This is a genomic window from Streptomyces chartreusis NRRL 3882, from assembly GCF_900236475.1.
GTDB lineage: Bacteria > Actinomycetota > Actinomycetes > Streptomycetales > Streptomycetaceae > Streptomyces > Streptomyces chartreusis_D.
Genome location: NZ_LT963352.1, coordinates 6954893 through 6973309, shown reverse-complemented (window position 1 = coordinate 6973309; position 18417 = coordinate 6954893). Strand labels below are relative to the sequence as shown.

Annotated in this window: 20 protein-coding genes; 11 read left to right on the top strand and 9 right to left on the bottom strand. The window is 71.3% G+C overall.

Going from position 1 to position 18417, the window contains the following annotated elements; all coding sequences use genetic code 11:
* Nucleotides 1-231 precede the first annotated feature (231 nt).
* Genes SCNRRL3882_RS31535 through SCNRRL3882_RS31520 form a run of 4 tightly spaced genes read right to left on the bottom strand, consistent with a single transcriptional unit; the run spans nt 232 to nt 3811 of the window.
* Entirely contained in the window at nt 232-1323 is a 1092-nt protein-coding gene (locus SCNRRL3882_RS31535) for an amidohydrolase family protein (protein WP_010037825.1), read from the bottom strand.
* Nucleotides 1324-1344: 21 nt separating this feature from the next.
* Entirely contained in the window at nt 1345-2136 is a 792-nt protein-coding gene (locus SCNRRL3882_RS31530; RefSeq protein WP_010037827.1) for an amino acid ABC transporter ATP-binding protein, read from the bottom strand.
* Nucleotides 2133-2969, bottom strand: coding sequence for an amino acid ABC transporter permease (locus tag SCNRRL3882_RS31525; RefSeq protein WP_010037829.1), 837 nt, complete (start codon nt 2967-2969; stop codon nt 2133-2135). Before SCNRRL3882_RS31525 ends, SCNRRL3882_RS31530 begins: the two co-directional genes overlap by 4 nt.
* On the bottom strand, nt 2966-3811 hold the full coding sequence (locus SCNRRL3882_RS31520) for a transporter substrate-binding domain-containing protein (protein ID WP_010037831.1): 846 nt from the start codon (nt 3809-3811) through the stop codon (nt 2966-2968). The genes SCNRRL3882_RS31525 and SCNRRL3882_RS31520 overlap by 4 nt, the downstream gene beginning before the upstream one ends.
* 188 nt (nt 3812-3999) lie before the next feature.
* Between SCNRRL3882_RS31520 and SCNRRL3882_RS31515 the strand changes: the two genes are divergently transcribed.
* The 6 genes from SCNRRL3882_RS31515 (at nt 4000) to thpD (ending at nt 9226) form a co-directional block, all read left to right on the top strand.
* Entirely contained in the window at nt 4000-5100 is a 1101-nt protein-coding gene (locus SCNRRL3882_RS31515) for a pyridoxal-phosphate-dependent aminotransferase family protein (RefSeq protein WP_010037833.1), read from the top strand.
* A 42-nt stretch (nt 5101-5142) separates the two neighbouring features.
* Entirely contained in the window at nt 5143-5694 is a 552-nt protein-coding gene (locus tag SCNRRL3882_RS31510; RefSeq protein ID WP_010037835.1) for a DinB family protein, read from the top strand.
* A gap of 339 nt (nt 5695-6033) precedes the next feature.
* Nucleotides 6034-6540: a diaminobutyrate acetyltransferase gene (gene ectA, locus SCNRRL3882_RS31505; RefSeq protein ID WP_029181028.1), complete on the top strand. Its 507-nt coding sequence runs from the start codon at nt 6034-6036 to the stop codon at nt 6538-6540.
* A 56-nt stretch (nt 6541-6596) separates the two neighbouring features.
* Nucleotides 6597-7868, top strand: a complete 1272-nt coding sequence (gene ectB, locus SCNRRL3882_RS31500) for a diaminobutyrate--2-oxoglutarate transaminase (protein WP_010037839.1) — start codon at nt 6597-6599, stop codon at nt 7866-7868.
* Nucleotides 7869-7911: 43 nt separating this feature from the next.
* Entirely contained in the window at nt 7912-8310 is a 399-nt protein-coding gene (locus SCNRRL3882_RS31495) for an ectoine synthase (RefSeq protein ID WP_010037840.1), read from the top strand.
* A 16-nt stretch (nt 8311-8326) separates the two neighbouring features.
* Nucleotides 8327-9226, top strand: coding sequence for an ectoine hydroxylase (thpD, locus tag SCNRRL3882_RS31490; RefSeq protein WP_029181029.1), 900 nt, complete (start codon nt 8327-8329; stop codon nt 9224-9226).
* A gap of 78 nt (nt 9227-9304) precedes the next feature.
* Here the strand turns inward: thpD and SCNRRL3882_RS31485 are convergent, their stop codons facing one another.
* From SCNRRL3882_RS31485 to SCNRRL3882_RS31465, 5 genes are all read right to left on the bottom strand, one after another.
* Nucleotides 9305-10357 (bottom strand): aminotransferase class V-fold PLP-dependent enzyme, encoded by a 1053-nt coding sequence (locus SCNRRL3882_RS31485; RefSeq protein WP_010037842.1) that lies wholly within the window; start codon nt 10355-10357, stop codon nt 9305-9307.
* Between the two features lie 95 nt (nt 10358-10452).
* Entirely contained in the window at nt 10453-11166 is a 714-nt protein-coding gene (locus SCNRRL3882_RS31480) for a DsbA family oxidoreductase (RefSeq protein ID WP_010037844.1), read from the bottom strand.
* A 76-nt stretch (nt 11167-11242) separates the two neighbouring features.
* Complete coding sequence (locus SCNRRL3882_RS31475) at nt 11243-11707, bottom strand: GNAT family N-acetyltransferase (protein ID WP_029181030.1); 465 nt, start codon at nt 11705-11707, stop codon at nt 11243-11245.
* 9 nt (nt 11708-11716) lie between these two features.
* Nucleotides 11717-12325 carry a DUF1349 domain-containing protein gene (locus tag SCNRRL3882_RS31470; RefSeq protein WP_010037848.1) on the bottom strand — a complete coding sequence of 203 codons (609 nt, stop codon included), beginning with the start codon at nt 12323-12325 and terminating at the stop codon, nt 11717-11719.
* 99 nt (nt 12326-12424) lie between these two features.
* Nucleotides 12425-13954 carry an aldehyde dehydrogenase (NADP(+)) gene (locus SCNRRL3882_RS31465; protein ID WP_078602789.1) on the bottom strand — a complete coding sequence of 510 codons (1530 nt, stop codon included), beginning with the start codon at nt 13952-13954 and terminating at the stop codon, nt 12425-12427.
* Nucleotides 13955-14086: 132 nt separating this feature from the next.
* Here SCNRRL3882_RS31465 and SCNRRL3882_RS31460 point away from each other — a divergent pair, with 132 nt between their 5' ends.
* The 5 genes from SCNRRL3882_RS31460 (at nt 14087) to SCNRRL3882_RS31440 (ending at nt 18403) form a co-directional block, all read left to right on the top strand.
* Complete coding sequence (locus SCNRRL3882_RS31460) at nt 14087-14860, top strand: IclR family transcriptional regulator (protein WP_010037854.1); 774 nt, start codon at nt 14087-14089, stop codon at nt 14858-14860.
* A 3-nt stretch (nt 14861-14863) separates the two neighbouring features.
* Nucleotides 14864-15334 (top strand): GNAT family N-acetyltransferase, encoded by a 471-nt coding sequence (locus SCNRRL3882_RS31455; protein WP_010037855.1) that lies wholly within the window; start codon nt 14864-14866, stop codon nt 15332-15334.
* 80 nt (nt 15335-15414) lie between these two features.
* Nucleotides 15415-16422 carry a hypothetical protein gene (locus SCNRRL3882_RS31450; protein WP_010037856.1) on the top strand — a complete coding sequence of 336 codons (1008 nt, stop codon included), beginning with the start codon at nt 15415-15417 and terminating at the stop codon, nt 16420-16422.
* Nucleotides 16419-17744: a sensor histidine kinase gene (locus tag SCNRRL3882_RS31445; protein ID WP_010037857.1), complete on the top strand. Its 1326-nt coding sequence runs from the start codon at nt 16419-16421 to the stop codon at nt 17742-17744. Before SCNRRL3882_RS31450 ends, SCNRRL3882_RS31445 begins: the two co-directional genes overlap by 4 nt.
* Nucleotides 17741-18403, top strand: a complete 663-nt coding sequence (locus SCNRRL3882_RS31440; protein ID WP_010037861.1) for a response regulator transcription factor — start codon at nt 17741-17743, stop codon at nt 18401-18403. The genes SCNRRL3882_RS31445 and SCNRRL3882_RS31440 overlap by 4 nt, the downstream gene beginning before the upstream one ends.
* Nucleotides 18404-18417: the final 14 nt, after the last annotated feature.

Sequence of the window (18417 nt, the reverse complement as noted above, 5' to 3'; positions counted from 1 at the left end):
CACCGCCGGGCGGCCCGGCCGTCTCGGTCCCGATCGGTGCGCCGGCCCGGGGCCCACCCTGGCTGGGTTCGTCCTGGTCCTCCACGGTCTCAGAGGTCCGCACGCCCTGCCGTCCGGGGCCGGAAGCCGCAGGTCAGCTCCGGCGGCGGGCCAGGACCACCGTGTCCCGCCCGCCGCGAGCAGGGCGATGACGCCGCCCACGAGGTACGGCGTCGTGGAGCCGCCGCCCGGCTACCCGACCACGCGCCCGTTCAGCACCACCCGGCGCGGCGCCGCCAGCACCCCCACGTCCTTGCGCGGGTCCTCGTCGTAGACGACGAGGTCGGCCGGGGCGCCCTCGTCCAGGCCGGGGCGGCCGAGCCAGGCCCGGGCCGTCCAGGTCCCGGCGGCCAGGGCCTCGACGGGCGGGATGCCCGCGGTGACCAGTTCGGCGACCTCGGCCGCCGCGAGGCCGTGGGCGAGTCCGCCGCCGGCGTCGGTGCCGACGAAGACCGGGATCCCGGCGTCGTGGGCGCTGCGTACGGTGTCGTAGCGGCGCTCGTGGAGCCTGCGCATATGGGCCGACCAGCGCGGGAACCTGGCCTCGCCGCCGTCGGCGAGCCGGGGGAACGTCGCGATGTTGACCAGGGTCGGGACGATGGCGACGCCCCGCTCGGCGAAGAGCGGGACGAGGTCCTCGGTCAGGCCCGTCGCGTGTTCGACGCAGTCGATGCCGGCCTCGACGAGGTCCTGGAGGGAGTCCTCCGAGAAGCAGTGCGCGGTGACCCGGGCGCCCAGCCGGTGCGCCTCGGCGATCGCCGCCTCCACCGCCCCGCGGGGCCAGCAGGCCGACAGGTCGCCGAGGTCGCGGTCGATCCAGTCGCCGACCAGCTTCACCCAGCCGTCGCCGCGCCGGGCCTCCCGGGCGACGTAGGCGACCAGGTCGTCCGGCTCGATCTCCCAGGCGTAGTTGCGGATGTAGCGGCGGGTGCGGGCGATGTGCCGCCCGGCGCGGATGATCTTCGGCAGGTCGTCGCGGTCGTCGATCCAGCGGGTGTCGGAGGGCGAGCCCGCGTCGCGGATCAGCAGTGTGCCCGCGTCCCGGTCGGTCAGCGCCTGCTTCTCGGCGACGTCCTGCGGGACCGCGCCGTGCCGGTCGAGTCCCACGTGGCAGTGCGCGTCGACGAGGCCGGGCAGGGCCCAGCCCCGGACGGTACGGATGTCGCGGGCGCCGGCGGGACGGTCGTAGGAGATCCGGCCGTCGACGACCCACAGCTCGTCGCGGACCTCCTCGGGCCCGACGAGCACCCGTCCCTTCACGTGCAGCACCGTGCGATCGCTCATGTACGGCACCCTAGTCAGCGGCTAGTCGGCCTTGCCCACCTGGTCCGAGGTCTCCTCCTCCACCTCGGCCATGGCGGGGTCGAGGAGGCGGGAGAGGAAGTGGCGGGTGCGGTCGTGACGCGGGTTGCCGATGACCTGCTCGGGCGTGCCGTCCTCGACGATCACGCCGCCGTCCATGAAGACGACCCGGTCGGCGACCTCGCGGGCGAAGGTCATCTCGTGGGTGACGACCATCATCGTCATGCCCTCGTCGGCGAGCATGCGCATCACCGCGAGGACGTCGCCGACCAGTTCGGGGTCCAGCGCCGAGGTCGGCTCGTCGAACAGCATCACCTCGGGGCCCATGGCCAGGGCCCGGGCGATGGCGACGCGCTGCTGCTGGCCGCCGGAGAGGGAGGAGGGGTAGGCGGCCGCCTTCTCGGACAGGCCCACGCGCGCCAGGTTCTCGGCGGCCACCTGCGCGGCCGCCGCCTTGTCGCGACGAAGCACCCGGCGCTGCGGCAGCGTGAGGTTCTCGGTCACCGTGAGGTGCGGGAAGAGGTTGAACTGCTGGAAGACCATCCCGATGCGGCGGCGCACGGCGTCGATGTCGACGTCCGGGTCGGTCAGTTCCGTACCGCCGACGAACACCTGGCCCTTGGTCGGCTCCTCCAGCAGGTTCACGCAGCGCAGCAGCGTCGACTTGCCGGAGCCGGACGGGCCGATGACACAGACGACCTCGCCCCGGCCGATCTCCAGGTCGATGCCGCGCAGCACCTCGTTGGCGCCGAACGACTTGTGCAGCGCGCGCACCTCGATCTCGGGTCGGCTCATGTGACGGCCTCCTGGGCCTTCGCCTCCATGCGGCGTACGACGAAGCCGAGCGGGATCGTGACCAGCAGGTAGCAGAGTCCGGCGACCAGGATCGGCGTGGAGTTGGCGGTCTGGCTGGCCAGGTCGCGGCCGTACTTGGACAGTTCGCGCTCCTCCAGGGTGACGCCGAGGAACAGCACCAGCGAGGAGTCCTTGAACAGCAGCACCAGTTCGTTGGTGAGCGGCGGCAGGATGATGCGGAACGCCTGCGGGATGACGATGGAGATCATGGCCCTTGCGGGCGAGAAGCCGAGCGAACGGGCCGCCTCCATCTGCCCCTTGGGCACGGCCTGGATGCCGGCGCGGATCGTCTCGGCCATGTACGCGGCGGCCACCAGGCCGAGGGCGAGGGCGACCTTGCCGTAGGTGCCGCCGACGATCTCGGTGCCGGGGAAGGCCAGCGGTACGGCCACGCCGATGAAGATGAAGATCAGCAGGGCGGGCAGGCCGCGGAAGATCTCGATGTAGATCCCGGCGAGCCAGCGGTAGGGGCCCACGGAGGACAGCCGCATCAGCGCGATCGCCATGCCGAGGGCCAGCCCCACGGCGAAGCCGGTCACCGTGTAGAGCACGGTGTTCTTCAGCGCCAGCGTGATGACGTCCGGGAACATGCGCTCGGCGATGTCCGCCTGGGCGAACTGGTTCTGCAGCCGGCCCCAGTCGGCCGAGACCGCGAAGGCGATCACGGCCGCGACGAAGACGGCGTACTGGACGCCGCGCGACAGGCTGCGCTTCTGCCGCCGGGTCAGGCCCTTCTTCTTCGGCTGGACCCCGGGCGTGGCGGTGTCGGTCATGAGGCGGCCGGCGACGCGGCGGACTCGTCGTAGGGGCCGATCCACTGCTCGTACAGCTTCTTGTACGTGCCGTCGGTCTCGGCGTCCTTGATCGCCTTGTTGATGGCGGCGAGGAGCTTAGTGTTGCCCTTCTTCACCGTGAAGCCGTACTGCTCGCCGGTGTCGAGGTTGTCGACGACCTTGAAGGCGTCGGCGTTGGCCTTGTCCTTCAGCCAGCCCTGGACGACGGGGTAGTCGATGACGACGGCCTGGACCTGGCCGGTGCGCAGGCCGTTGAGGACGGCGTCGGAGGACTCGAAGGAGACCGGGTCGAGGCCCTTGCTCTTGGCGTAGTCCTCACCGGTCGTCTGGGCCTGGGCGCCGAGCTTCTTGCCCTTGAGGTCGGCGAAGGAGCCGATGCCGCTCTTCTTGTCGACCAGCACCGCCTGGGTGGCGTTGAAGTACGGGTCGGAGAAGTCGACGTTCTTCTTGCGCTCCTCGGTGATGGTCATGCCGGCCGCGGCGAGGTCGCACTGGCCGGCGTTGAGGGACCCGCCCGTCTTGAAGTTCTCGAAGGGCTGGTCGACGATGTCCTGCTGCACGCCCAGGTCCTTGGCGACCAGGTCGATCAGCGACACGTCGAAGCCCTGGACCTTGCCGTCGATCTCCGACTGGAACGGCGGATACGGCAGGTGGGTGCAGGTGGTGAGCTTGCCCGCCTTGACGAGCTCGACGCCGCCCGCGGCCGTCTTCTTGCCGCTGCCGCCGTCGTCGGTGGAGGTGCAGCCGGCCACGAGCAGCAGCCCGGCCGTCGCGGTGGTGGCGGCCAGGATGCGGGCCCGGTGCCCGGGGTGCGTGTTCACGGCGAGCCTCCTGTGAGTGAACTGTGGGTTCTGATCATAAGGAGAAGTTTGGGTCTCTGAAAACAATCCGATGGCTGCGCAGCCGTCGGGCCTGGGAAGTCGCCGGTCGCAGGGCGCCGGGGCACGGCGGTTACGCTCGTTTCCGTTGTTTCCGCGATTTGTCCCCATGAGTTGGAGAGAGCGCCACCGTGACGCATCCGTTTCTGGACCTGGCCCCGCTCGGTGCGGACCGTTTCGCCGCGATCGAGGACCGTGTGGCACGGCTGCTGGGCACCGAGCAGGACGTCGTGATCATGCAGGGCGAGGCGTTGCTGCCGCTGGAGGGCGCGATCCGTGCCGCGGCCGGTCCGGGCACGACGGCCCTGAACGTCATCACGGGCCCGTACGGGCAGACCTTCGGCGACTGGCTGCGGGACTGCGGGGCGACGGTGGTCGACCTGGCGGTGCCCTTCCACACGGCGGTCACGGCCGAGCAGGTCCGGCAGGCCTTCGCCGAGCACCCGGAGATCGACTTCGTGTCCCTGGTGCACGCGGAGGCGGCGACCGGCAACACCAATCCGGTCGCGGAGATCGGCGAGGTGGTGCGGGCGCACGGGGCCCTGTTCTACCTGGACGCGGTGGCGTCGATCGGTGCCGAGCCGGTGCTCCCGGACGCGTGGGGCGTGGATCTGTGCGTGATCGGGGCGCAGAAGGCGATGGGCGGGCCGGCCGGCGTGTCGGCCGTGTCGGTGAGCGAGCGGGCCTGGGCCCGGATGGCGGCGAACCCGCGGGCGCCGCGCCGGTCGTATCTGTCGCTGCTCGACTGGAAGGAGCGGTGGATCGACGGCGGTCGCAAGACGCTGCTGCACGCTCCGGCGCAGCTGGAGATGCTGGCGCTGGAGGCGTGCGTGGAGCGGATCGAGGCGGTGGGGCCGGACACCGTGATGGCCCGGCACGCCTCGGCCGCGACGGCCACGCGGGCCGGGGCCCTCGCGCTCGGTGGCGGGCTGGAGCCGTACGTGTACGAGGCCCGGGACGCGGCGCCCGTCGCAACGACGCTCCGGGCGCCGTCCGGGGTGGTGGCGTCGGAGCTGGTGGCCAGGGCGCTGGGGGCGGATCCGGCGGTGCCGCTCGCCGCCGGCGGGGGTGCGTTGGCCAAGGAGATGATCCGGGTCAATCACTACGGGGCCGATGCCACGCCGGGGGCCGTGCGGGCGAGCCTGGCGGCGCTGGGGGCCGCACTCTCGGAGGCGGGGCTGTCGGTGGACGTGGCCGGGGCGCTGCGGGCTGCCGAGGAGGCGTGGCGGTAGCAGGGGCGCGCCGTTGTCAGTGGCCCGTGTCATGCTCCCCGCATGACCACCGACACCCCTTCCGACATCCCCGCCGGCACCCCCCACACCCTTCCCGACGGCCGTCCCGTCCCGCTCCTCACCGGTGACGAGCGGGCCATGCTCGAGAGCTGGCTGGACTTCCACCGCGCCACGCTGGCGCTGAAGTGCGCCGGGCTGGACGACGCGCAGGTACGGACGGCGTCGGCCGAGCCGTCCACGCTGACGCTGCTCGGGCTGGTGCAGCACCTCGCCGAGGTCGAGCGGAACTGGTTCCAGCGGGTGGCCGCCGGCCTCGACGTGCCGCCGGTCTACGAGGACGGCACCGGCTACACGCTGGACCCCGGGCGGGGGCTCGACGAGGCGCTCGGGATCTGGCGGCGGGAGATCGCGCGGGGCCGGGAGCTGTGTGCGGGGCTGCCGCTGGACCACATCGGACGGGTCGCCGAGGGACCGGTGCCCGGGATGGAGGTCAGCATGCGCTGGGTGCTGATTCACATGATCGAGGAGTACGCACGGCACAACGGTCACGCCGATCTCCTGCGGGAACGCGTCGACGGAGTGACCGGGGCCTGAATTGCACGTGCTTTCCGAAGCGACCCGTATGTAAGCTGGCACACAATTAAGAATTCTTTCAGGAATAGATTCCTGTATTCTTCTGCCCGCTTTCTCCGATCCTAAACCCGAAGATTTTGCGGACACTCGGAGAGGAAATTCGGGCGGATCTCGTGGGGATTACATGGCTGTGACGCGTTACACATCGTGACCGCTATGCCCGGTATTACCCGGACAATATCGGGCATCTTGCCGCCGTGCGATGTGAAGCCTCGCGCTCGCGCGATAACACAGGCTCGGCTCATACGTAACCCCTCTCGGCGATGCAATTTCGAATTTCGCTGGGTAAGTTCAATTCGCATGACTGCCGTACAAGCAGATCCGCAAATCGACCGCCCCACGGTGGCTGACGGAGCCGCACTGTGGCGGATGGCGAAGGACTCGAAGGTTCTCGACCTGAACTCGTCCTACAGCTATCTGCTGTGGTGCCGCGACTTCGCGGCCACGTCGGCCGTAGCGCGTGACGAGCACGGCGAGCCGATGGGTTTCATCACCGGGTACGTGCGGCCGGACAGCCCGCGCACCCTGCTGGTCTGGCAGGTGGCGGTGGACGAGGCGCACCGCGGGCGCGGACTGGCCGCCGCGCTGCTCGACGGTCTGGTCGCGCGGACCGTGACCGAGCGAGGGGTGACCACGGTGGAGACCACCATCACTCCGGGCAACACCGCCTCGGAGCGCCTGTTCACGTCGTTCGCCGAGCGTCACGGCGCGCGGCTGGAGCGCGAGGTGCTGTTCGACACGGGCCTGTTCCCCGACGGGCCGCACGACGCAGAGGTGCTGTACCGCATCGGCCCCCTGCCCCGCTGACTTCTTCCCGCCCCCACTCCCGCAGACTTCCCCCACGTACCGAGGAGCGATTCGTCGTGACCATCACCCAGCCCGACCTGAGCGTCTTCGAGACCGTCGAGTCCGAGGTGCGCAGCTACTGCCGCGGCTGGCCCACCGTCTTCGACCGTGCGGTGGGCAGCCGCATGTACGACGAGGACGGCCATGAGTACCTCGACTTCTTCGCCGGAGCCGGGTCACTGAACTACGGGCACAACAACCCCGTCCTGAAACGCGCTCTGATCGACTACCTGGAGCGGGACGGCGTCACGCACGGGCTCGACATGTCGACCACCGCCAAGCGCACGTTCCTGGAGGCCTTCCAGAACCTGCTGCTGCGGCCGCGCGACCTGCCGTACAAGGTCATGTTCCCGGGCCCGACCGGCACCAACGCCGTGGAGGCCGCGCTGAAGCTGGCGCGGAAGGTGAAGGGGCGCGAGTCGATCGTGTCGTTCACCAACGCCTTCCACGGCATGTCGCTGGGTTCGCTGGCCGTGACCGGCAACGCCTTCAAGCGGGCCGGCGCCGGCATCCCGCTGGTGCACGGCACGCCCATGCCGTTCGACAACTACTTCGACGGCACCGTCGAGGACTTCCTGTGGTTCGAGCGGCTGCTGGAGGACCAGGGCTCCGGCCTGAACAAGCCGGCCGCCGTGATCGTCGAGACCGTGCAGGGCGAAGGCGGCATCAACGTGGCCCGGGCCGAGTGGCTGCGTGCCCTGTCCGAGCTGTGCGAGCGGCAGGACATGCTGCTGATCGTCGACGACATCCAGATGGGCTGCGGCCGTACCGGCGCGTTCTTCTCCTTCGAAGAGGCGGGCATCACGCCGGACATCGTCACCGTCTCGAAGTCGATCAGCGGCTACGGCCTGCCCATGTCGCTGTGCCTGTTCAAGCCCGAGCTCGACATCTGGGAGCCCGGCGAGCACAACGGCACCTTCCGCGGCAACAACCCCGCCTTCGTCACGGCCACGGCGGCCCTGGAGGCGTACTGGGCCGACGGCTCCGCGATGGAGAAGCAGACCCGCAAGCGCGGCGAGCAGGTCGAGCAGGCGCTGATCTCCATCACGGAGGAGAACCTGGCCGACGTGAAGGAGTACCGGGGCCGCGGCCTGGTGTGGGGCATGGAGTTCCACGACAAGGAGCGCGCCGGCAAGGTCGCCAAGCGCGCCTTCGAGCTCGGGCTGCTCATCGAGACGTCCGGGCCCGAGAGCGAGGTCGTGAAACTGCTCCCCGCCCTGACCATCACGCCGGAGGAACTGGACGAGGGCCTGTCGACGCTGGCCCGCGCCGTCCGCGAGACCGCCTGACCACACAACCGGCACCACCCCATCTAGGAGGCATCGCAGCACCGTGATTGTCCGTTCGTTCAAGGAGATCGAAGGTACCGACCGGCACGTGAAGTCGGCGTCCGGAACGTGGGAGAGCAAACGCATCGTCCTCGCCAAGGAGAAGGTCGGCTTCTCCCTGCACGAGACGATCCTGTACGCGGGTACGGAGACGTCGATGTGGTATGCGAACCACATCGAGGCCGTCGTCTGCGTGGAGGGCGAGGCCGAGCTGACCGACCACGAGACCGGGAAGTCGTACACCATCACGCCCGGGACCATGTACCTCCTGGACGGGCACGAGAAGCACACGCTGCGGATCAAGAAGGACTTCCGCTGCCTCTGCGTCTTCAATCCGCCCGTGACCGGACGGGAGGACCACGACGAGAACGGCGTTTACCCGCTGCTCACCGAGGAGGTGTGACGTTTCCATGACCGCCATCACCGACACCACCACCGGTATCCCCGACCTGTACCCCAGTCGTGGCGCCACCGAGGTGCTCACCCCGCGCCAGGACCCGGTCGTCTGGGGCGCCCCCGACGCGCCCGGTCCGGTATCGCCGGGCGACCTGCTGTCCTTCGAGCGTGACGGCTTCCTCGCCATCGACGAGCTGATCACCGACGACGAGGTCGCCGTCTACCGGAACGAGCTGAACCGGCTGGTGAACGACCCGGACATCCGTGCCGACGAGCGGTCGATCGTCGAGCCGAAGTCCAAGGAGATCCGCTCGGTCTTCGAGGTGCACAAGATCAGTGAGGTGTTCGCCAAGCTGGTGCGGGACGAGCGGGTCGTCGGCCGGGCACGTCAGATCCTCGGCTCGGACGTCTACGTCCACCAGTCGCGGATCAACGTCAAGCCGGGCTTCGGGGCGAGTGGCTTCTACTGGCACTCGGACTTCGAGACCTGGCACGCCGAGGACGGTCTGCCGCGGATGCGTACGGTGTCGGTCTCGATCGCGCTGACCGAGAACTACGACACCAACGGCGGGCTCATGATCATGCCGGGGTCGCACAAGACGTTCCTCGGGTGCGCGGGGGCCACGCCGAAGGACAACTACAAGAAGTCGCTGCAGATGCAGGACGCGGGCACGCCGTCCGATGAGGCGCTGACCCAGCTGGCCGCACAGCACGGCATCAAGTTGTTCACGGGCAAGGCCGGTTCGGCGACGTGGTTCGACTGCAACTGCATGCACGGTTCCGGCGACAACATCACGCCGTTCCCGCGCAGCAACGTGTTCATCGTGTTCAACAGCGTGGAGAACACAGCGGTGGAACCGTTCGCGGCACCGGTGCGGCGTCCGGAGTTCATCGGGGCGCGGGACTTCACGCCGGTGAAGTGACCGTGTGACCAAGCTGCCGGGTGGGGCCTCCTCGTGTGGGACGGGAGGCCCCACCCGGTTCTTCATGCCTTCACGCCTTCACGCCTTGAGGACGTCCAGGAGCCGGTCGACGTCCGCCGCCGTGTTGTAGAGGTGGAACGCGGCCCGCAGATTCCCGGCCCGGTCGGACACCTCGATGCCCGCCCGGCCCAGCTCGCCCTGCCGGTGGCCGAGCCCCGGCACGGACACGATCGCCGAGCCCGGAGCGGGCACCGGCGCGTGGCCCAGCTCGGCGAGCCCGGCGCGGAAGCGGTCCGCGAGGGCGACGTCGTGGGCGTGCACGACGTCGATCCCGATGTCCTCCAGCAGCTCCAGGGAGGCACGCAGCCCGGCGTGACTGAAGAGCGCGGGGCTGATGTCGAAGCGCCGTGCGGAGTGGGCGAGTTCCTCGACGGGGCCGTAGCAGCTCTCCCAGGGCTGCTCACCGGCGACCCACCCGGCGAGCAGCGGTGTGAGCCCGCCGAAGTCCTGCGGGGCGACGAAGAACGCGGCCCCGTGCGGTCCCAGGAGCCACTTGAAGCCGACGGCGGCGAGAAAGTCGTCCGCGCCGGCCTCCATCGGCAGCCAGCCGGCCGACTGGGAGGCGTCGACGTAGGTACGGGCCCCGTGCGCCCGGGCCGCCTCGCGCACGGCCGGCAGATCGGCGAGCCGGCCGTCGGCGGACTGGACGGTGCTGACCGCGACGAGCGCGGTGCCGGGGCGGACGGACTCGGCGAGCCGCTCCAGGGGCACGGCGCGCACCTTGAGGTCGCCGCGCGCGTGGAACGGGTTCACCAGGGAGGCGAAATCGGCCTCCGCGGTGAGGACTTCGGCGCCCGCGGGCAGCGAGGCGGCGATCAGCCCGCCGTACTCGGCGACCGAGGCACCGGCGGCGACCCGCTCGGCCGGCACGCCGGCCAGCCGGGCGAAGGACGCGCGGGCGGCCTCGACGTCCTCGTACAGGGGACCCAGGGGCACGCCCTCGGCACGCATCCGCACGGCCCGGTGCAGGGCGGTGACGGTTCGGGCGGGCAGGAGCCCGTTGCTCGCGGTGTTGAGGTAGGTGTGCTTCGGGGCGAACTCGGCACGGACGAGGTTCTCGAAGGTCTCCATGGAACCACTCTGCGTCCCTTGGATCTCCCCGTCCATTACCGATTTCTGCGTGATGTCGCTAAGGAGCGCTTATACATACGCCCCGACCTGCGGCTTCAGCGTTGAGGCACCGCACAGCCGTCCGGCCCGCACGCGTCCGCGTCCCCGCTGTCGACGATCTTCAGGGGCGAGCGTTCGCCGTACGCCTGGGTCAGGGCCTGGGCGAAGACCTCCGCGGGCTGGGCACCGGAGACGCCGTACTTGCGGTCGAGCACGAAGAACGGCACACCGCTCGCGCCGAGCTGCGCGGCTTCCCGCTCGTCGGCGCGTACGTCGTCGGCGTAGGCGCCGGGGTCGGCGAGCACCGCGCGGACGGCGTCCGCCTCCAGCCCGGCGGCCACGGCGAGTTCCACCAGGCGCTCGTCGTCGTTGAAGACGGAGCGCTCCTCGGCGAAGTTCGCCCGGTACAGCAGGTCGAGCAACCGCTCCTGGTGCCCCTGCTCCTTGGCGAAGTGCAGCAGGCGGTGCATGTCGAAGGTGCTGCCGTGGTCGCGGCCCCGGGTGCGGTAGTCCAGCCCCTCGGCGGCGGCCTGCGCGCCCAGGTTGTCCTCACCGGCCTCGGCCTGCGCGGCACTCATCCCGTACTTCCTGGTGAGCATCGTGATCACGGGCTGGATGTCGTCCTTGGCGCGGCCCGGGTCCAGCTCGAAGGAGCGGTGCACCACCTCGACCTCGTCACGGTGCGGGAAGTCCCGCAGCGCCTTCTCGAAGCGGGCTTTGCCCACGTAGCACCAGGGGCAGGCGATGTCGCTCCAGATCTCGACGCGCATGTCTTCGGCTCTCTCCAGCTCGCACGGGGTGCGGAGACTCCCTCCGCCGAGTGCATGAACATTCAAGCAGCTGTGTTCATTCCCCGGTCAGGGAGAGCCGCATCGGCAGGTGATGGTCTCCCGGCCCAGCCGGTTCCGGCACCCAGCCCTGCCGCTGGTAGAAGGCCTGCGCCCGCCGGTTGTCGACGTGCACGTCGAGGACGGCCGCCCACTTGCCGTCGGACGTCCACGCCTCGACGCAGGCCGTGTGCAGGGCGGTGCCGACGCCGCGGCGCCAGTGGTCGGGGTCCACGTGGAACTGGAACAGCTTCACCGTGTCCGCCCGGGCGCCCTCGGGGGTGCGGAAGGAGGCCAGGCCGACCATGCGGCCCTCCTCGACGACGCAGAGCACCTGGCCGTCCGGTCGCGCGAGGGCGCTCCGCCAGGCGGCGAGCCAGTCGGTGCCGTCCTGCGGCAGCCCGTCGGGGTAGTAGGTGGCCCGGGCCCGCGCGTGCAGCGCGACGACCTCCTCCACCTCGGCGGGCAGGACGGTACGGATCACCACCACGCCTCAGCTGCCGTCGCGCAGGTCGTTCGGCCAGTGCGGCCTGAACTCGATGTGGTCGTACGTCACCACGCAGCCCTCCCCCATCGGCGACTGGGTCATGAAGCCGATCAGGGCGGCGCCCGTCTCCTTCTCGTCGCCGAGGGTGAAGAGGCGGACGAAGGTCCACCGTTCGCCGTCGCGGGAGGCGTGGAAGGCGAAGGCGCGGCCGGTGCGGCTCACCCGGAGCCAGACGGAACTGCCGTCGACGGCGAAGGAGTTGGCGTCGTCGGAGTGTCCCCGGGTGACCACCGTGCAGACGGTGGGCACGTCCGGGGAGTACTCCAGACAGAGCTTGGCCCAAGCGCGCTCGCCGACGTGGACGTAGAGCACCCCGGCGTCGAAGGCCGCGCCGAACCCGACCGTGACCCGGGCGATCAGCTGAAAGTCCCCTTCGGGCGCCCCCAGCAGCCGCGGCGCGTCGGAGGCGGGGTCCAGCGCCTCCCCGGTGGGCGGCACGAACCGATCCTGCCGCGCCCCGGCCCACCCGGTGAGCACCCCGTCCTCATAGGACCAGTGCGCCTCGGGCCCGTAAGAGCGCAGGGGGAACGGAAGTTCGGAAATCTCGAGATCCATTTGACCGAGTCTCCCAGGTCCGACCTTCAGGGGCGCGGGGAACTGCGCGACAAGCCACAACGAACCGGCAGCCCGCAACTCACCGCACCCCCAACGGCGCTACCGCTCCAAGCGCCCGTTGAACCTACGCGGCAACCCCAACGGATTCTCATCCCGCAGCTCCGCAGGAAGCAGGGCCTCAGGCGCGTTCTGATAAACAACCGGCCGCAACCACCGCTCGATCGCCGTACCGCCCACCGACGTGGACGTAGACGTCGTCGCCGGGTACGGCCCCCCGTGATGCTGAGCCGGCGCGACGGCAACCCCCGTCGGCCACCCATTCACCAGCACACGCCCGGCCAGCGGCGTCAGGTCCTGCAGAAGCTCCGCGCCCCGGCCCTGCCCCGCGGCCTCCTCCTCGGACAGCTGCACCGTCGCCGTGAGGTTGCCCGGCAGCCGCGACAGCACGGCCTTCACCTCGTCCTCGTCCTCGTAGCGGGCCACCACCGTGACCGGCCCGAAGCACTCCTCCAGGAGCAGGTCGTGCTCGCCCTCCTGCGCCAGCCTGCTCGCCGGCACCGTGAGGAAGCCCGCGCTGACGGTGTGCTCGCCGCCCGCGCCGGGCGTGACCGGGGAGTCGACGTCGGGCAGCTGGGCGCGCTCGGCGACACCGGCGACGAAGTTGTCGCGCATCCGGTGGTCGAGCAGGACCCCGGCGTCGGTGTCGCTGACGGCGTCGGTCAGCGACTTCAGCAGGGCGTCACCGGCGGCGCCGGACGGCGCGAGGACGAGGCCCGGCTTCACGCAGAACTGGCCGACGCCCAGCGTCATCGAGCCGGCGAGGCCCGCACCGATCGCCTCGGCCCGCTCGGCGGCGGCGGCCTCGGTGACGACGACGGGGTTCAGCGAGCCCAGCTCGCCGTGGAACGGGATCGGCACGGGACGCGCGGCTGCCGCGTCGAACAGCGCGCGCCCGCCCCGCACGGAACCGGTGAATCCGGCCGCCGCGACCAGCGGGTGCTTGATCAGCTCGACACCCGCCTCGAAGCCGTGCACCAGCCCGAGGACACCGTCGGGGATGTCGTGCCGGGCGGCGGCGCGGCGCAGCACCTTGGCGACGTACTCGGACAGGGCCGGGTGGTCCGGGTGGGCCTTGACCACGACGGGGCAGCCGGCCGCGAGGGCGCTCGCGGTGTCGCCGCCGGCGACGGAGAAGGCGAACGGGAAGTTCGAGGCCGAGTAGACGGCGACGACGCCGAGCGGCACCTTGTAGCGGCGCAGGTCCGGGATCGGCGGGGTCGCGGTGTCGTCGGGGTGGTTGATGACGACGTCGAGGAAGGCGCCCTCGTCGACGATGTCGGCGAAGGCCCGCAGCTGGTAGCAGGTGCGGGCGAGCTCGCCGGTCAGCCGGACCGGGCCGAGCGCGGTCTCGGCGTCGGCGGTCTCCACGAGACCGTCCTTGGCCGCCTCCAGCTCCTCGGCGGCGCTGCGCAGGAAGGCCGCGCGGACGGTGCGGTCCGCGAGTGAGCCACGCGCCTCGTGAGCGGCACGGACGGCGGCGTCCACCTCCTGGGCTGTGGCCTCCACCGCAACCTGTTCACGCTGCTTCCCGGTTCGGGGGTCGACACTCCAGACTGGTGCTGCTGCCACCGCGGGTCCCTCCACACATGTAATGCCGCAGTACTGGGTCATCCACCAGGGACGTTCGATATACTGAACGCCGTCTCTGATGATGAATATGCTGTGGAGACTATTTCCCGTCGAACGAAGGGGTCAAGGGCGATGTCGGCTGGCGAGACGGGCGGCGGGGCGCAGGTCAAGTCCGCGGTACGAACGGTTGAACTGCTCGAATACTTCGCCGGGCGTCCCGGTATGCACTCCCTCGCGGCGGTCCAGGAGGCCGTCGGCTACCCCAAGTCCAGCCTCTACATGCTGCTCCGCACGCTCGTCGAGCTGGGCTGGGTGGAGACGGACGCGACGGGCACGCGGTACGGCATCGGGGTGCGGGCCCTGCTGGTCGGCACCTCCTACATCGACGGCGACGAGGTCGTGGCGGCGGCCCGCCCGACGCTGGACCGGCTCTCGGACGACACGACCGAGACGATCCACCTCGCCCGCCTCGACGGCACGAACGTCGTCTACCTCGCCACTCGCCAGTCGCAGCACTACCTGCGTCCCTTCACCCGGGTCGGGCGCCGCCTGCCCGCGCACTCCACGTCCCTCGGCAAGGCGCTGCTGAGCACCTACTCGGACGAGCAGGTCCGCAAGATGCTCCCGGAGACGCTGCCCGCGCTGACCGAGAACACCATCACCGACCGCGAGAAGCTCATCGAGGAACTGCACCAGGTCCGGGAACAGGGCTTCGCGGTGGACCGCGAGGAGAACACGCTGGGGCTGCGCTGCTTCGGCGTGGCCATCCCGTACCGCACGCCGGCGCGGGACGCGATCAGCTGCTCGGTGCCGGTGGCGCGGCTCACGCCGGCGCACGAGCAGCTGGTGAAGGACGCGCTGTTCGACGCGCGGGACCGGCTGACACTGGCCACCCGTAGGCTCTGAGGCATGAACGTAGAGCTGCGCGAGGTCCATGACAGCGATCTGCCGGTCTTCTTCCGGCAGATGAACGACCCCGAGGCTCTCCACATGGCGGCCTTCGTCCCCGAGGACCCGGCCGACCGGGACGCCTTCGACGCCCACTGGGCTCGGATCCGGTCCTCCGCCGACGTGGTCCGCACGGTGCTGGCCGACGGCGATGTCGTCGGCAGCGCGGCGGTGTACGGCGTGCCGGGCGAACGCGAGGTGACGTACTGGGTCGACCGCGCGTACTGGGGGAAGGGCATCGCCACGGCGGCCCTGCGGGCGCTGCTGGCGGAGGTTCCCGAGCGCCCCTTGTACGCCCGGGCGGCGGCGGACAACGCGGGCTCGCTGCGCGTGCTGGAGAAGTGCGGCTTCCGTGCCGTCGCGACGGTCAGCGGGTACGCCTCCGCGCGGGGGGCGGAGATCGAGGAGACGGTGCTGATCCTGGAGGGCTGAGCCGCCCTCCCCCGTCCGGCGGAGGCGGATCGTCGCCGTGCAGGAGGTGCCGCCGGCCCGCCGCGCGGGAGCCTGATCGCATGACGCAGTCCCTCGCTCGCGCATCCGTCGACGGCCCCGCCGTCCGTCTCAGCCGCCCCCGGCGCGTCCTCCGTGCCGTCGCCGTCCTCTCCTGCGGGCCCTACCTCGCGCTCAAGGCCGCCTGGATCGCCGGGAGCCACGTCGGTATCCCGGAGGGGAGCGGGCTGCTCGACGACCGGGTGGGCATGGCCGTGCTCAACGGGATCTCCGTGCTCCTGGACAGCGCGGTGATCGTGCTGGCGCTGGTGCTGACCCGGCCGTGGGGGCTGCGGGTGCCCGCCTGGCTGCCGGCATTCCCCGTGTGGGTCGCCACCGGGCTGCTCGCGCCGATCATGGCCGGGTTCCCGGCGCAGCTGGTCGTGAGGGCGTTCGGCGGCGGTTCCGCACCGGACCAGGGCCACGAGCCCTTCCTCCACGCGTGGGTGTTCACCGTGGTGTACACGGGGTTCATCCTCCAAGGGCTCGCTCTGGGCGCCCTGTTCGTGCTCTACGCCCGCGACCGCTGGGGGCATCTGTGGCGCGGACGGATGTGGGAGCTGCCCGTGAGTGTGGTGGGGCCGGCCCACCGCGCCCTCGCCGTCGCGGCCGCCGTGCTCGCCCTGCTGCCGCTCGCCCTGCACGTCCTGTGGGCCTGCGGCGGCACCGCGGGACTCAGCGAGGGCCGGGCGGCGAACCGGGGCGGTGACTTCCACGTCCTGGAAGCGGTGTACGCGGTGTTCCTCCTCGCGGCCGTCGCCGGCGGCTTCCTGCTGGCCTTCCGACGCGGGCGGGCGCTGTCCGCGGCGGTGCCGCTCGGACTGGCCTGGGTCGGCTCGGGCGCCGCCGCCTGCTGGGGCGGCTGGCTGTCGCTCGCCTCCCTGGGCGGTGTCGAGGACATCGCCGATCGTCCGACGCCGCTGATGAGCCTTGCCTACGCTGGGCAGATGCTCGTGGGTTTCCTCGTCGCCGCCATCGGCGTCTACTCCTTCGCGGAGCGCTCGGCCAGGGCCGCGCGGCGGGCGCCGTGAGACAGGCCGCCCGGTCGCTGTTCGGCCGGCGGGCCCGGCTGCGCTGGGTGCATCTGATCCTCGGCGGCGCGCTCGCGATGCCGTACGTCCTGGTCGGCTCGGTGATCATCGGCCCGGCCACCGGCAGCACGGACGTCTTCGCGTCCTTTCCCCTCCAGCTCGCCTCCTTCGGCGTGGCGCTGCCGCTCGCCGCCGTCACGTCCCTGTTCCCGCTGACCCGGCCGCTGGAGGCCGCCGCCGTGCGCTGGCTGTGCGGTGTCGACGCGGACCGGCTCGCCTTGGGACCGGCCCGGACGCGGGGCGAGAAGGGCCGTACGGCGGGCTGGTTCACGCTGCATCTCGGGGCCGGCGGGATCATCGCCGGGATGTCGCTGGCCGTGCCGCCGTTCGCCGCCGTGCTGATCGTGCTGCCGGTCTTCGCGGCACTGCGCGGCACCCGGCTCGGGCTGCCCGAAGTCCTCGGTCACACCTGGGCGTTGGCGCTCGCGCCGGTCGCGGGCGTGGCGATGCTCGTCGCCCTCGCCGGCTGCGCGGCCGGCTGCGGTGCGCTGCTGGCCCGTTGGGCGCCCGCGCTGCTCGGCCCGTCCCCCGAGGGCCGGCTCGCGGCCGCCGAGGCCCGCGCCGCCGACCTGGCCGTACGCAACCGGCTGGCGCGGGAGCTGCACGACTCCGTCGGCCACGCGTTGAGCGCGATCGGTCTCCAGGCGAGCGCGGCGCGCCGCGTCCTCGGCTCCGACCCGGAGTTCGTCCGCGAGGCCCTCGCCGCGATCGAGGACACGACCCGGCGCACCGTCGGCGAACTCGACGCCGTACTGGGCGTGTTGCGCGAGGGCGACGCCCCCGGCACGGCCCCGGCGCCGACCCTCGCGGCCGACCTCGACGGGCTGCTGCGCCGCACCCGGGCGGGCGGACAGCGCGTGACGGCCACGATCGACGCCGACCCGGAGGCGCTGCCTCCACTGCTGTCCCGTGAGGGTTACCGGATCGTCCAGGAGGGGCTGAGCAACGCCCTCCGGCACGCGGGCGACCGGGTCGCCGTGGACGTACGGATCGCGGTGGCGGGCGCAGGGCTGGAGATCACCGTGGAGAACCCGTTGTCCGGCCCCGCCGCGGTCACCGGTCCCGCCTCCTCCCGTCCCGGCGGCGGCCACGGCCTGCGCGGCATCGCGGACCGGGTCAGGCTGCTGGGCGGCACCATGACGGCCGGACCGGCCACCGGTTCGTCCGGACTTGCCGGTTCACCCGTTTCACCCGGTTCGTCCCGACCGGCCGGGGAGACCTGGCGGCTGCACGTCCGCCTGCCGATGAAAGGACCCGCATGACCCGCCCGACGCCGATCCGTGTCGTCCTCGCCGACGACGAGCGCATGGTCCGCAGCGCGCTGCGCGCCATCCTCTCCGCCGAGCCGGACCTGGAGGTGGTGGGCGAGGCGGCCACCGGCGCCGAGGCCGTGTCGGTCGTCCGGGACCTGCGGCCGGACGTCGTCCTCATGGACGTCCGCATGCCGGAGATCGACGGCATCCGCGCCACCGAGCAGATCCTCGCCACACTGGACGACCCGCCCCGGATCGTCGTCGTGACGACCTTCGAGAACGACTCCTACGTGTACGACGCCCTGCGCGCCGGAGCCGCCGGGTTCCTGCTGAAGCGGGCGGACGCCGACGCGCTCGTGCAGGCGGTCCGGCTGGTGGCGCGCAGCGACAGCCTGCTGTTCCCGGCGGCCGTCCGCACCCTCGCGACCGAGCACGCACGCGCGTACCCGGCGCCGCCGGAGTGGGTGGCGAAGCTCACGGGACGCGAGCGGGAGGTGCTGCGGCACATGGCGCAGGGGCTGACCAACGCGGAGATCGCCCGCCGGATGGAGGTCGGTCCGGCCACGGTGAAGTCGCATGTGGCGGCGGTGCTGGCCAAGACGGGCACCCGGGACCGTACGCAGGCGGTCATCGCCGCGTACGAAGCGGGCTTTCTGAACGGCAGATGAGAAAACCGGACGGC